Here is a 13,135-nt window from a genome sequence, read left to right as displayed (position 1 = left end):
CAGTGACGAGGGAGCTCCGCCGGTGTCCCCACACCGACCCGGCGACTCCTGCTCATCTGGGCCCTTCAAACGGCCAAGCTCCGAGCGAGATCCGAGGGGAAGGTGGGGCACCACCTTCCCCTTCGTCGTTCTCGTAACCGTGCCCGAGCGGGAGGCTCTGGGTTCGGATCGGAGTCAGGCGATGTTTCCCGACCTCACCCGCGACGATGTCTTCCGGCTCGAGACCCGGAGGCTTTGGCTGCGCTGGGCCCGCCAGGCCGACGCGCAAGCCCTCGTCCGCTTCGCCGGTGAGAAAGCCGTAGCCGGGATGACCGCCCGCATTCCGCATCCGCTCGACCCGCCATCCGTGGACGATTTCATCCTCGAATCGCGGCGGGCCAATGCGGATGGGCGGGCGCTGGTCATGGCGATCACGCCGCGGCGCCACCCGACCCAGGCGATCGGCATCGTGAGCATCGAGCCCGATCCGGACGGTACGCCGCATCTCGGCTACTGGCTCGGCACGCCGCATTGGGGCCAGGGCCTGGCCACCGAGGCCGCGCGGGCGATGATCGACGCCTTCTTCGCCTATACGGAGGGGAGCGAGCTCGCCGCCTGCGCCCGGGTCGTCAACCCGGCCTCGCGCCGGGTGCTGGAGAAGTGCGGCTTCGCCTCGGTCGGCTCCGGCCTGCAGGCCTTCCCGGCCCGGGGCGGCGTCTTCCCGGTCGACCGCTTCCGGCTCGACCGGCGGGCCTGGGACAGCCTGAAGACCTGGCACGCCGCGGGCCTCGTCTTCGCGCGTCATGACCGGCCGGAATGCCGGCCCGGCGCCTGATCTGATAGAATTCCGGCGGCCGGGGCTCCTCCCCGGCCGCCCCCAAACCGATTTCTGGAGTGCGTCCCGTGAAGTTCCTCGACGAGGCCAAGGTCTACGTCCGCTCGGGAGACGGCGGCGCCGGCTGCGTCTCGTTCCGGCGGGAGAAGTTCATCGAGTTCGGCGGGCCCGACGGCGGCGACGGCGGCCGGGGCGGCGACGTCTGGATCGAGTGCGTCGAGGGTCTCAACACCCTGATCGACTACCGCTACCAGCAGCACTTCAAGGCGCGGAAGGGCGAGCACGGCTCGGGCCGCAACCGCGCCGGGGCCAAGGGCGAGGACGTGGTGCTGAAGGTGCCGGCCGGCACCGAGATCCTGTCCGAGGACCGCGAGACCCTGATCGCCGACATGACCACGGTCGGCCAGCGGGTGCGGCTGGCCAAGGGCGGCAATGGCGGCTTCGGCAACGCCTACTTCACCACCTCGACCAACCGCGCCCCTAAACACGCCAATCCGGGCCTCGAGGGCCAGGAGCACTGGCTCTGGCTGCGCCTGAAGCTCATCGCCGATGCGGGCCTCGTCGGGTTGCCGAATGCCGGCAAGTCGACCTTCCTGGCCGCCGTGACGGCCGCCAAGCCCAAGATCGCCGATTATCCCTTCACCACCCTGCATCCGGGCCTCGGCGTGGTGCGGGTCGATACCCGCGAATTCGTGCTCGCCGACATTCCGGGCCTGATCGAGGGCGCGCATGAGGGCGTGGGCCTGGGCGACAAGTTCCTGGCGCATGTCGAGCGCTGCCGGGTGCTGCTCCACCTCGTCGAGGGCACCAGCGAGGATGCCGGCGCCGCCTACCGGCTGGTGCGCACCGAGCTGGAGGCCTACGGCCACGGCCTGGAGGAGAAGCCCGAGGTGGTGGCCCTCTCGAAGGCCGACACCCTCGATCCCGAGACCCTGGCGCTCCAGGTCGAGCGGCTGGAGGCGGAGACCGGCCGGAAGCCCCTGGTCCTGTCCTCGGCGACCCGGCAGGGCGTGACAGAGGCCCTGCGCACCCTGATGGCCCGCATGGATGAGGCGGCGGCCGAGGCGCCGGTGGAGCGGGCCGCCTGGCAGCCTTGAGGGCAGCGCGCGTCGCGCGGGACTCTTCGGGCAGTCGGGAGATGTCCCATGGCCGAGCCTCTGATCATCGACAGCGACCAGCCGCGATGATCGCGGTCGATGCGTCGGCGCTGCTCGCCATCGCCTTCGGCGAGCCGGAGGCGCAAACCTTTCTCGCCGCATTGGCGCGGGAAGACTGCGTCACGGGTACATCAGCAGCCTTGGAAGCGCATAACGCCGTCGAACGCCGCGGCGAACCCGATGCGACAGCCATCCTCCGTGACCTCATGGCGCTCTCGAATCTCACGCTCCTCCCTTTTACGGCGGCCCATACCTTTATCGCGCAACAGGCATTCGATCGGTACGGGCAAGGTCGCGGACATTCCGCGTCCTTAAACTTCGGCGACTGCTTGTGCGACGCGGTCGCCATGCGTGACGATCTTCCTCTACTGTTCAAGGGAAACGACTTCAGCACGACGGCCCGCTTGCCCGCCGTGAGCATGCGGCCGTGGAACCCGCCCTCGACCGGGTTCGCGACCTCGTGAGGCTGGCTCCCGGTTCTCTTGGCCGGCAGGATGGCAGAAGCGTAAGAACTCGGATCGCAACGGAGTGGCTGATGGCGAAGCGTCCTGTCATCGATCCCGCCGACATCGCCGAGCGGATGGCCGAGTGTCTCGAGACGACATCCGACGACGTCATGCGCCCCTTGCACGAACTCGACGCTCATGCCGTCGCAACGGCTTCCCTCACTCCTGCCCAGCGGGAGGAGTACGACGCCCTGCGCGCCCTGGTGAAGGACGTGACCCGATACAGGCTGCCCGGCACCACCTCGGATCACCCCGACTTCCACGGCGGGAACGGCCTGCCGGCATGATCGCTCTCGACACGCCCGCGCTCCCATGACACTCGGCCCCATGCTCACTCACCCCGCGCCCCGCCCGCCCGAGACCCCCACCCTCGACCAGTTCCGCCGCGTCGTCCTGAAGGTCGGCTCGGCGCTCCTCGTCGACCGGGCGCGGGGGCGGCTGCGGCATGCCTGGCTCGCGGCCCTCGCCGAGGACATCGCCGACCTGCACGGCCGCGGCGTCGACGTGCTGGTGGTCTCCTCCGGCTCGATCGCGCTGGGGCGCACGGTGCTCAATTTCGCCCCCGGCCCCCTGCGGCTCGAGGAGAGCCAGGCCGCCGCGGCGGTAGGGCAGATCGCGCTCGCCCGGCACTGGTCGGAGGCGCTGGCCCATCACGGCATCGTCGCCGGCCAGATCCTGGTGACGCCGCAGGACACCGAGGAGCGCCGGCGCTACCTCAATGCGCGCGCCACCATCCTCAAGCTCCTGGAGGAGCGCGCCGTCCCGGTCGTCAACGAGAACGACACGGTGGCGACCTCGGAGATCCGCTACGGCGACAACGACCGCCTCGCCGCCCGGGTCGCCACCATGATCGGCGCCGACCTGCTGGTGCTGTTCTCCGACATCGACGGGCTTTACACCGCCCCGCCGGCGAGCGACCCGGATGCCGAGCACCTGCCGGTGATCGCCCGGATCACCCCGGAGATCGACGCCATGGCGGGCGGTCCCGCCTCGGAACTGTCCCGCGGCGGCATGCGCACCAAGGTCGAGGCGGCCAAGATCGCGATCTCCGGCGGCACCCACATGATGATCGCCGACGGGCGGGTGAAGAACCCGCTCAAGGCGGTGGCGTCCGGGGCGCGCTGCTCGTGGTTCCTCGCCGGCTCGACGCCGGGCGCGGCCCGCAAGACCTGGATCGCCGGCTCGCTGGAACCCCGTGGCACGCTGACGATCGATGCCGGGGCGGCGCGCGCGCTGCAAGGCGGGGCGAGCCTGCTGCCGGTCGGCGTGGTGCGGGTCGAGGGCAGCTTCAGCCGCGGCGACGCGGTGACGATCCGGGCCAGGGACGGGCAGGTGCTCGGCCGCGGCCTCGTCGCCTATGACAGCGAGGATGCCGGCCGCATCCTCGGGCGGTCGAGCCGGGAGATCGAGGCGGTGCTGGGCTATCCGGGCCGGGCCGCCATGGTGCACCGGGACGACCTCGCCCTGGTGGGCGACTGACCCGCGGCGCGCGGCCGGCCGGAATGCGGCCGGCGCGCTGTACGGGGGGCGCGCCGCCGGGTATCGCCGCGGCGAGGCGCCCGCCCCTCCCCCGGCGGCGGAGAGAAGAGTGATGCGGCGTTCCCCCGTGCCGGGCGCGGCCCTGGCGGCCTGGACCGAACTCGACACCGGCCCGATCCCGGGCGGGGGAGGCTCCCTGCGGCTGGTGCGGCGCGACGACGAGCACCTGATCGTCGTCGAGGGCATGGAGCTGATGGGCAGCCATCGCAGCGGCTCCGAGCGGGAGCTCGCGGCTCTCGCCTGCGCGGCCCTGCGCGACCGCAAGGCGCCCCTGGTGCTGATCGGCGGGCTCGGCATGGGCTTCACCTTGCGGGCGGCCCTGGCCGAACTCGGGCCCGACGCCGACGTGGTCGTCGCCGAGCTGGTGCCGGCGGTCGTGGCCTGGGCCCGCGGGCCCCTCGCCCCCATTTTCGGCGGCTGCCTCGACGACCCGCGGGTCGAGATCCGCGAGGGCGACGTCAACCGGGCGATCCAGTCCGGACCGCAGGCCTGGGACGCGATCCTGCTCGACGTCGATAACGGTCCGCGCGGCCTGGTCAGCCGGGCCAATGACCGGCTCTACGATTCCTGGGGATTGAAGCGGGCGCGCTGGGCCCTGCGGCCGGGCGGCCTGCTCGGCATCTGGTCGGGCTGCCCGGACCGCAAGTTCAAGGCCCGCCTGCAGCGCACCGGCTTCGCCGTCGCGGAGCACCGCATCCGCTCCGAGCGTCCCGGGCGGACGCCGCACGTGGTCTGGATCGCGACGCGCCCGCCCGAGGCCGGCTGAGGACAGGGAACGCGGCGGGCTCGCGCACGTGGCGGACGGGGCGCACAGCCTCCCGGCGTCCCTGTCATCTTGTCGTCCCCGGCTCTTGCCGATCGGCAAGGGCATGGTAGGCAACCTGCGGCCAAGCTTCGCACGGCGCGGCGTCCCGGGCTGTCCTCTCCATGCCTCTCCTCGGTCTGCCCCTCCCCGGTCCCGTCCGTGGCGTCCTCGGCTGCCTCCTGGTCGCGCTGACCTTCTGGCTCGCGGCGCACCCGGCGGCGGCCCAGACCGAGGACACGCGCCGCGCCACGCTGAATGCCGGCATCGCGGCGGCCCGAGCCGAGGCGGAGCGGCTGCAGGGCGACTTCAAGGGCCTGCTCGCCATCCGCGACCGGACCGAGGCCCTGATCACCGAGGCCAAGGCGCTGCGGCGGGAGGCGGAGGCGGCCCGGGCGGCAGCCCAGGCGCAGCTCGCCGAGATCGCCCGCGCCGCGGTGCCCGACGCCGCCGGCGCCGAGAAGCGGCAGGCGGAGGCCGAGCTGGCGCAGGTCGAGGCGCGGCTGCGGCAGGACGGGCAGAGCCTGCGCGCCGCCGAGGAGTTGCTGGCCCGCGTGACCGAGGCGCGGCGGTCGCTGTTCGCCCGGCGCCTCCTCGCCCCGAGCCCGAGCCCGCTCACTCCCGCCTTCTGGAGCGAGCTTCTCGACCGGGCGGTGCCGCAGATCGGCGAGAGGCTGGCGGATCTCCGGGCGCGGGCGGCGGAGAACGGCCTGGACGACGAGGAACTCCTCGGCGGCGCCGTGGTGCTGGTCCTGGCGCTGATCCTCTACGGGATCAGCCGCTCGGCCGGACGGCGCCTGGCGCGGCGCTGGCGCCGCCTGTGCGAGCGGACGGGCATCGGCCCGCGCCGGGCGGCGGCGGTCCACGCCGTCATCGAGCTCTGCGTCACGGTGGCCCCGGTGCCGGTGGCCCTGGCCCTCCTGATCCTGCTCAACGAGGACATGGACCTCTCGCCCGGCAGCGTCGATTCGGTGGCGGTGCGGCTGCTCGCGGCCATCGCCGGCGCGATCCTCGGCCCCGGCATCCTGCGGGCGATGGTGGCGCCGCGCGATCCCGCGATGCGGCTCCTGGCGGTTGGCGATCCGGCGGCCCGGACCATCCATCGCACCGGCACGGCGATGCTGCTGATCTATGCAGGAAACCTCGTCTTCGCCGAGTTCGCCATCATGGCGCAGTTCCGGGCGGCGATCGGCGAGGCGGCGACCATCCTCACGGTCCTCGCCTGCTGCGCGCTTCTCGCCGGCGCGCTGGCGCGGCTCGCCCATGCCGAGCCCCCGGACGAGACCGAGCTGGCGGCGATGCCGGCGGCCTCTCCCGTCGGCTCCCTCGGCGCCCTGGCGCCCCTCGCCTGGGCGGTGACGGCCGCCGCCTTCGCCTGCATGCTCCTCGGCCTCACGGCCCTCGGCGCCTTCCTCATGGGGCGCCTCCTCGTCACCGGGATCCTCGTGGCCCTGGGCTGGATCGTGCTGATCGGCGTCGATGCGCTCTCGGTCGCGCCCGGGGACGTCGCCCGCTCGCCCCGGCTGTCGCGATTGTGCCGCACCTTCACCCTCCGGCCCGGGACGCTGGCGCTCGGCTCGATCGTGGTCTCGGGCCTGCTGCATGCCGTCGTGGTCGGCGCGATGGTGTTCGTGGTCATCGGCCCCTGGAGCCTCGCCCATGGCGAGCTGAACCCGTTCCAGGATGCGTTCCTCGGCACCACCGTGGCGGATCTGCGCGGCTGGCTCGGCGCCGCCGGCCTCGCGCTCTTCGCCTTCGCGGCCGGCCTGCTGGCGACCCGGCTCGCCACCGGCTGGCTCGACCGGCGCTTCCTGCCCCATACCCGGCTCGATGCCGGGGCGCGCTACTCGGTCATCACGGTGGTGGGCTATGGCGGCCTCGCCCTGACGCTGGTCGTAGCGCTCGGCCAGCTCGGGGTGAACCCGCAGAGCCTCACGGTGATCGCCGGCGCCCTCTCGGTCGGCATCGGCTTCGGCCTTCAGAGCATCGTGTCGAACTTCGTCTCGGGCCTGATCGTGCTCGCCGAGCGGCCGATCCGGGTCGGCGACCTCGTCACCGTGAAGGGCGAGGAGGGCCGGGTGAAGAAGATCAGCGTGCGCTCCACCCTGATCGCCACCGGCGACCGCACCGATCTGGTGGTGCCGAATACCGACCTCATCACCTCGATCGTCCGCAACAAGACCCTCACGGACGATACCCAGCGCCTGCGCGTGCCGCTCCTCCTCGACAAGGAGACCGACATCGAGGTGCTGCACGAGATCCTGCTGAAGGTCGTCGAGCGCCATCCCAACGTCGCGGCCCACCCGGCGCCGAGCGCCCTCCTGATGCGGATCGGCGAGCACGGCCTCGAATACGAGGTGCGCTGCTTCCTGGTCGATCTCGCGGCGAGCGACGCGACCCGTAGCGAGCTGAACACGATCTGGCTGACGCTGTTTCGCCGCGCCGGCATCAAGCTCGGCGGGCCGCCGGCGGCCTGACGGCCGGGATGCCGGATCGCAGGCTCAGAACGCCCCGACGAGCGGCACGGCGGCCACGATGGCGGTGGCCAGGGTGAGGGCGAGGGCCAGAGCCAGGGAGATCGCCCGTCCCGCCGTCGGGGGCTCTCCTGCCGTCCACGGCATCCGCGCGAGATCAGACCTGGTCATGATGAAACTGCTTGCCGACGCATGGGAACCCGAGTCGCATTAGCATGTTCGGCAAGCCCTTCGGCAGCGTAAACCATGCACAGCGTCTCAAAAATCCTGCCCAGGCATCTCAAAATGACGCGGCGGGGTCGTGCGGAGCCCGGTGGCGCTCCGCGGAATGACCCGCCGGCAGACCGGATGCGCCCTCGCCGGCCACATGACCGGGCCGGTACGCGCACACCCGGCAGACGAAGCAGCGAACCAGAGCGGCTTCTCCGCGACCATCGCCTGCGACACGTCGATCGACGATTTCATTTTCCATGACTTTGCGTCTCAGGCGATCTGATCGACCTCGACCGTCGGACACCGTCAGGAAACAAGCGGACCGATCCCTGAGGTCAAGCTCGCTCCGACCGGCCCGGGATCCTCCCCGTCATCGACCATCCTCCTGACCTTGGAAGCGGCCGCCGGTCTGCCCTCCGCGCGAGCCCGACGTGATGCGCATCCTTGCCACCGGCCTGAGCTTCCTCGCCCTGACCGCCTGCGGGACCGTGACCCGCGGCACGACCGAGCCGGTCACCTTCCTGTCGGAACCGCCGGGCGCGTCGATGCGCACCTCGTTCGGGCCGGGCTGCCCGGTCACGCCCTGCACCCTCGAAGTGCCGCGCAAGCAGGAATTCGTCTGCACCTTCTCGCTTCCCGGCCACGCCGACGTGCAGGTGCTGGTCACCACGATTGCGAGCGGGACGGGCGGCGCCAGCATGGCGGGCAACCTCGTCGCCGGCGGCCTCATCGGCCCGGGCAGGCCATCCCGGTGAGGGCCGGCCACCGGCCATTTCGCGGCGGGCGAGACCCCTCCCCCTCATTCGCGGGGTCTCCGTGCGACGACTCCGTGATTGCGCTGTACGAGGGACGACGGCCGTCGTTTCCGCATTGACGCAGGGCTTCCGCCTGCTCATGGCTTCACGTGCGTCGCCGTGATGGAATCGTCGCGTCCCGACCCTTCCGTCGCGGGCCATCCGGCGCACACGACGGGCGCCCGGATCGGATCCGTGCGCCTCGCGTCACGAGAGGCCGCACGCATCCTTGCCGGAGGCGAAAGCGGCACCAATCCGGGCAGCGGGCGCTGACGCCATGGCGGAACACGCGGCGATGAACTTCATGCTCGAGCCCCTCGCGGCCGAGCAGCAATTCGCCCTCTGGCACGACCTGGTGCAGCCCTTGTTCCGGGTCAGCCTCGACGGGGAAGCCGTCGCAGGCTTCCGGGCCGAGGTGAAGGCGGTCCCGATCTCCGACGCCCTGCTGACGACCGCGACCTCGCGGGCACAGTCCTTCGAGCGCAGCATGAGCGACGTCCGCCGCTCGGGCTGGGACCACGTCGTGATCCAGCACTATGTCGAGGGCGGCTTCGAGGGGCTGTGCGGCGACCAAACCGTCTCGGTGGCCGCCGGGGACATCAACGTCCTCGATCTCAACCGCACCCTGCAGACGCGGGCGACGGATTTCTCCAACCTGACGCTGATCCTGCCGCGGGACCGCCTGCCGATCGCCGGATCGCACGACCTGCACGGGCGGGCGATCGGCCGGAGCAGCGCGCTCGCGGCGGTGATCGGGAGCCACCTGCGCAGCCTGGCCGAGCATGCCGGCTCCCTCTCCCCCCGGGAGGCCAGCGCTGCCCTGGATGCGCTCTGCCTGCTGCTCTCGGGCAGCGACCTGCGGGAGGCCGGCCCGCTCGTGCGGGCGGCGGCCTGCGCCAGCGTCCACGACCGGGTCTGCGCCTATATCGACCGTCACCTCGACGACCCGGCCCTGAGCCCCGCCGGCATCGCCGCTTCCTGCCGGGTGTCGCGGGCGACCCTGTACCGGCTGTTCGGCTTCGAGGGGGGCGTCATGGCCTACATCGCCGGGCGCCGGCTCGACCGGGCCTTCATGACCCTGAGCCGGGCCGATGACGGGCGCAGCAGCATCGCGCAGGTGGCCTTCCGCAGCGGCTTCACCAGCGAGACGCATTTCAGCCGCTCGTTCCGGACGCGGTTCGGGATGAGCCCGCGGGACGTCCGCCGCAGCGCCCAGGATGGCTTGCAGCCGGCCGGATCGGCGCCCGGCCTCGGCCCGCGCGACTGGGTCCAGACGATCCGGCGCCTGCGCGACACCTTCTGAAGCGGGACGTCCGGACCCGGAAAGTGTCGGGCGCCCGACAGCGTCCCGCGCCCTGCCCTTAGGGCAGCGCGCCGATCAGCGCCTTGGCGCGGGTCATGGTGTCGTTGCAGGCCTGGGCATTGCCGGCGCGGTCCTGGTCGCGCGCCGTGCCGATCAGCCCGCGCGCCTCGGCGATCCGGCCGGCCTGCGGCGCAGTCGCGGGGTCGCTCGGTCGTCCCGCCGGGGGAGCCGCGAGAGCCTTGGGCGAGCCTTGCGTCGTCGGCGTGTCGCCGGTCACCGCCGCGGCGCCGGGACTCTCGAGCCGGCGCTCGATCGTGGCGATCTGCTCGGCGCAGGGCGTCGCGGCCGCGGGCGTGGCGATGAGCGGAACCAGAATCGACGCTGCGACGAACATCCCCCGCATCGGGCGGTCCTCCTGCCTGACACCGCCTCGCAAGACGCGCTCGTCATGGGCGGCATCCCCCGGCAACGGATGGCCCCGCCTTCGGTTCGCGCCGCGGGTTGCGGCGCCGGTGTCGCACGGCGCCCCTCCCCGCCCGCATCGGTCGCTCGCCCGGCTTTCGTCCCGGATCCCGGCCTCAGCGCGCGACCTCGTGCGCCGCCGCCGAGACGAGGCGCAGCACCGCGCGGCGGGCCTCGGGATCGGTGATCCGGTTGAAGGCGCGCAGGAGGTCGATCGCCTGCCGCTCGAAGACTCTGCCGCCGTCCTGCTCCGGCCCGGCCGCGGAAGCCGGATCGATCGAGACCCCGAGCACGGCCTCGATCTCGCGCAGGCGGCGCAGCGACAGGCTCCCGCCGGAGACCGCGTCGTCGCCGCCGCGAGCGGGGTTCGGCCAGAGACCGGAATCGAACGCGCCATCGGACATCGGCATCTCCTGCCCCTCGGGCCAGGGGCCCGGGTCGCGGCGCGGCCGCGCCGTAGAAAGTCTGATTATTGTCGCGATCGTTCGCAGACAAACAAGACGGGTCAAGTCACTCAGACGTGATGAGCGATCCGGCCCTCCGGGGGCTCCGCCCGGGCGACGAGCGCCGGCGGCAGGGCTCAGCCATTCCCGTCCGGCATGCCTCGCACGGCCGCCATCGCCTAACAGAGGATCAGCCCCCGAAGGACCGTGAGCGGACCCAGCGATGACGATGACACCGAGGCGTTCCGGCCGAGATCAGGACCAGGCGCCGTCGCCTCATCCGGGCTCGCCACCGGCCTCTTCAGCGCCGGTCTCCTCGGCTTCGGGACAGGCGTCGCTGGCGCTTCTCGTCGCCGTGACCATGACCGGCACAGTGGCCCTGCACATCTTCGTGCCGGCGCTCGCCGCGGCGGCGGCCGATCTCGGCACCACGCCGGTCGCCGCACAGCTGACGATCACCCTGTATCTCGTCGGCCTGGCCTGCGGGCAACTGGTCTACGGGCCGCTCTCGGACCGGTTCGGCCGGCGCCCGGTGCTGATCGCCGGCCTGTCACTCTATCTCGCCGGGCTGCTCCTCGCGATCCCCGCTCCCTCGATCGAGGTGCTGATCGTCGCCCGGGTCCTGCAATCGCTCGGGGCCTGCGGCTCGCTGGTGCTCGGCCGGGCGATGGTGCGGGACGTCTCGACCGCTGCGGACGCCGCCCGCAAGATCGCCATCCTCACCATGGCGATGACCCTGACCCCGGCGCTCGCGCCGGCTATCGGCGGCCTCGTCGCCGGCGCCTTCGGCTGGCGGGCGGTGTTCGTGGTGCTGGCCGCCGTGGTGGCGCTCCTCGGCGCGCTCGTGGTGGTGACCCTGCCGGAGACCAACCGGCGGCCGGTGGCGCTGCCGGGGATCGGCGCCGTCGCGGGGGCTTACTTGCGCCTGCTGCGCCACCCGGCCTACCGGGCCTACCTCCTCGCCGGGGCCTGCGCCGGCACCAGCCTCTACGCCTTCCTGGCGGTGGCGCCGTTCCTCCTCGTCGACCGGCTCGGCCGCTCGTCGCAGGAGGTCGGCCTCGATTGCCTGATCGTGGTGGCCGGGATGGTGATCGGCTCGGCCGCGGCCGGGCGCCTGGCGGGGCGGATGCCGATCCGGCGCGCGGCCAAGATCGGCAACGGCGTCTGCCTCCTCGCCGCCCTGGCGCTGCTGGCGATCGACCGCAGCGGGCATCTCACGGTGGCGACGCTGCTCGCGCCCCTCGTGCTCTATGCGATCGGCATCGGGCTCCTCGGGCCGAACGCGGTGGCGGGTCTGATGAACGTCGATCCCCACGCCGCCGGCTCGGCTTCGAGCCTCTACGGCTTCATGCAGATGGCGCTTGGCGCCCTGTTCACCCTCGTGGTCGCCACCTGGCACGACGGCTCGGCCACCCCGGTGGCGGCGACCCTGCTCGGGGCCTCGGTGATCGCCGCGCTCTCGCTACGGCGGGCGTGAGGCGGCCGGCGCAACCCTGTGAACACACGTTAACCTTTTCTTAACTCGGCCGTTGCCCCGGCGGAGCCGCCGTGCGACCAACTCGTTAACGAGAGCTTAACGGTTGCGGGTACGGGTCAGATGCGTATCGCGGGTCGCAAGGGCGGAATCGGAATCGCGCGGACCGTGGCGGTCGCCGCCGGGCTGCTGGCTTCGGCGGGCGGGGCGGGCAGCCAGACCCTGGCGGCGCTCCCGGCCGTGACCATCCCGGCGGCGGCCGTCGGCGAGGCCCGGCCGGTCCCGGCCTGGACCGAGTTCTGTGCCCGCTACGCGTCGGAATGCGCGGTGGATACCAGCGAGCCGGCGCAGGTGACGCTCACCCCGCGGCTGTGGCAGACGGTCACCGGCATCAACCGCCAGGTCAACGCGTCCCTGCGCGCGGTCACCGACCAGGAGCATTGGGGCGTGCCGGACCGCTGGGACCTGGCCGAGGACGGCTCGGGCGATTGCGAGGATTACCAGCTCCTCAAGCGCAAGCTCCTGGCGCAGGCCGGCCTGCCGCGACGGGCGATGCGGATGACGGTGGTGATCGACGAGAAGGGCGAGGGCCACGCGGTGCTGATGTTGCGCACCGACCGCGGCGACCTGGTCCTCGACAACAAGACCAGTGCCGTGCTGCCCTGGCACAAGACCGGATACACCTTCATCAAGCGCGAGGGCGACGAGAACGCCCGCTGGGTCTCGCTCGGCCGGGCGGTGTCGCCGGTCGTCACCGCGAATCGCTGACGCCGGTCCCGTACCGGGCGGCCAGGACCTCGGTCGCCAGTGCGGCGCTGGCATTGGTCCAGGGCAGCGCCAGCACCACCCGCACGCCGGGCGCCGGCGCCGGGGCGACCGGCCGTGCCATCGGCGCGGTGATCGGCGCCGGATCGAGGGCCGGCCGCAGGGTGAGGGCCGCGGCCTCCCGGCCGCCCCGGCTCAGCAGGACCGCGGACCCGATCGCGACGATGAGCGCGGCCTGGACCCCCAGCCGCCGTACAGTCCGAACCATCTGAAAGCACCCGCCTGTCGTGCGGCGACCTGTTGTGCCCCGTCGCTCGCCTGGAACAGATCATCGGCTGGCGCCGCTTAACGGCCGGTCGTCATCGCGCCAGTCACCTCTTCGGAAATCG

At 72.3% G+C, this 13,135-nt stretch carries 16 protein-coding genes; 12 read left to right on the top strand and 4 right to left on the bottom strand.

Annotated features, from left to right (window positions below):
• Positions 1-181: 181 nt before the first annotated feature.
• The 7 genes from DA075_RS03245 (at position 182) to DA075_RS03215 (ending at position 7,295) form a co-directional block, all read left to right on the top strand.
• On the top strand, positions 182-814 hold the full coding sequence (locus DA075_RS03245) for a GNAT family N-acetyltransferase (protein ID WP_099951988.1): 633 nt from the start codon (positions 182-184) through the stop codon (positions 812-814).
• Between the two features lie 68 nt (positions 815-882).
• Entirely contained in the window at positions 883-1,911 is a 1,029-nt protein-coding gene (obgE, locus tag DA075_RS03240; RefSeq protein WP_099951987.1) for a GTPase ObgE, read from the top strand.
• A gap of 86 nt (positions 1,912-1,997) precedes the next feature.
• On the top strand, positions 1,998-2,435 hold the full coding sequence (locus DA075_RS03235; RefSeq protein WP_164712200.1) for a type II toxin-antitoxin system VapC family toxin: 438 nt from the start codon (positions 1,998-2,000) through the stop codon (positions 2,433-2,435).
• 71 nt (positions 2,436-2,506) lie between these two features.
• Positions 2,507-2,764 (top strand): hypothetical protein, encoded by a 258-nt coding sequence (locus DA075_RS03230; RefSeq protein WP_099951985.1) that lies wholly within the window; start codon positions 2,507-2,509, stop codon positions 2,762-2,764.
• Positions 2,765-2,804: 40 nt separating this feature from the next.
• Entirely contained in the window at positions 2,805-3,956 is a 1,152-nt protein-coding gene (gene proB / locus DA075_RS03225; protein WP_099951984.1) for a glutamate 5-kinase, read from the top strand.
• Positions 3,957-4,098: 142 nt separating this feature from the next.
• A complete protein-coding gene (locus DA075_RS03220; protein ID WP_420813150.1) occupies positions 4,099-4,782 on the top strand; it encodes a spermidine synthase in 684 nt (227 codons plus the stop codon).
• A 161-nt stretch (positions 4,783-4,943) separates the two neighbouring features.
• The gene (locus tag DA075_RS03215; RefSeq protein ID WP_099951982.1) at positions 4,944-7,295 is read left to right on the top strand and encodes a DUF3772 domain-containing protein; all 2,352 of its coding nucleotides are present in this window, start codon (positions 4,944-4,946) and stop codon (positions 7,293-7,295) included.
• A gap of 24 nt (positions 7,296-7,319) precedes the next feature.
• Here DA075_RS03215 and DA075_RS36375 read toward each other — a convergent pair whose 3' ends face one another.
• Complete coding sequence (locus DA075_RS36375) at positions 7,320-7,463, bottom strand: hypothetical protein (RefSeq protein WP_164712199.1); 144 nt, start codon at positions 7,461-7,463, stop codon at positions 7,320-7,322.
• Between the two features lie 157 nt (positions 7,464-7,620).
• Here DA075_RS36375 and DA075_RS36370 point away from each other — a divergent pair, with 157 nt between their 5' ends.
• The 3 genes from DA075_RS36370 to DA075_RS03205 all read left to right on the top strand — a co-directional run bounded on the left by DA075_RS36370 (position 7,621) and on the right by DA075_RS03205 (position 9,602).
• Positions 7,621-7,788 carry a hypothetical protein gene (locus DA075_RS36370; RefSeq protein ID WP_164712198.1) on the top strand — a complete coding sequence of 56 codons (168 nt, stop codon included), beginning with the start codon at positions 7,621-7,623 and terminating at the stop codon, positions 7,786-7,788.
• A 148-nt stretch (positions 7,789-7,936) separates the two neighbouring features.
• The gene (locus DA075_RS03210; RefSeq protein ID WP_123834115.1) at positions 7,937-8,260 is read left to right on the top strand and encodes a translation initiation factor 2; all 324 of its coding nucleotides are present in this window, start codon (positions 7,937-7,939) and stop codon (positions 8,258-8,260) included.
• 334 nt (positions 8,261-8,594) lie between these two features.
• The gene (locus tag DA075_RS03205) at positions 8,595-9,602 is read left to right on the top strand and encodes a helix-turn-helix domain-containing protein (protein WP_210207014.1); all 1,008 of its coding nucleotides are present in this window, start codon (positions 8,595-8,597) and stop codon (positions 9,600-9,602) included.
• Between the two features lie 58 nt (positions 9,603-9,660).
• Here DA075_RS03205 and DA075_RS03200 read toward each other — a convergent pair whose 3' ends face one another.
• Both DA075_RS03200 and DA075_RS03195 read right to left on the bottom strand, forming a co-directional pair.
• Positions 9,661-10,005 carry a hypothetical protein gene (locus DA075_RS03200; RefSeq protein WP_420813103.1) on the bottom strand — a complete coding sequence of 115 codons (345 nt, stop codon included), beginning with the start codon at positions 10,003-10,005 and terminating at the stop codon, positions 9,661-9,663.
• A 175-nt stretch (positions 10,006-10,180) separates the two neighbouring features.
• Complete coding sequence (locus DA075_RS03195; protein WP_099951979.1) at positions 10,181-10,468, bottom strand: hypothetical protein; 288 nt, start codon at positions 10,466-10,468, stop codon at positions 10,181-10,183.
• Between the two features lie 376 nt (positions 10,469-10,844).
• On the opposite strand from DA075_RS03195, the gene DA075_RS03190 reads away from it, so the two are divergent.
• Entirely contained in the window at positions 10,845-11,984 is a 1,140-nt protein-coding gene (locus DA075_RS03190) for a multidrug effflux MFS transporter (protein WP_420813149.1), read from the top strand.
• Positions 11,985-12,104: 120 nt separating this feature from the next.
• Positions 12,105-12,749: a transglutaminase-like cysteine peptidase gene (locus DA075_RS03185; protein WP_099951978.1), complete on the top strand. Its 645-nt coding sequence runs from the start codon at positions 12,105-12,107 to the stop codon at positions 12,747-12,749.
• On the opposite strand, the gene DA075_RS03180 is transcribed toward DA075_RS03185, so the two are convergent.
• Positions 12,733-13,014, bottom strand: a complete 282-nt coding sequence (locus DA075_RS03180) for a hypothetical protein (protein ID WP_099951977.1) — start codon at positions 13,012-13,014, stop codon at positions 12,733-12,735. The genes DA075_RS03185 and DA075_RS03180 overlap by 17 nt on opposite strands.
• Positions 13,015-13,135: the final 121 nt, after the last annotated feature.

The sequence above is a fragment of the Methylobacterium currus genome, from assembly GCF_003058325.1.
Lineage (GTDB): Bacteria > Pseudomonadota > Alphaproteobacteria > Rhizobiales > Beijerinckiaceae > Methylobacterium > Methylobacterium currus.
This window is presented reverse-complemented; position numbering and strand designations above follow the sequence as displayed.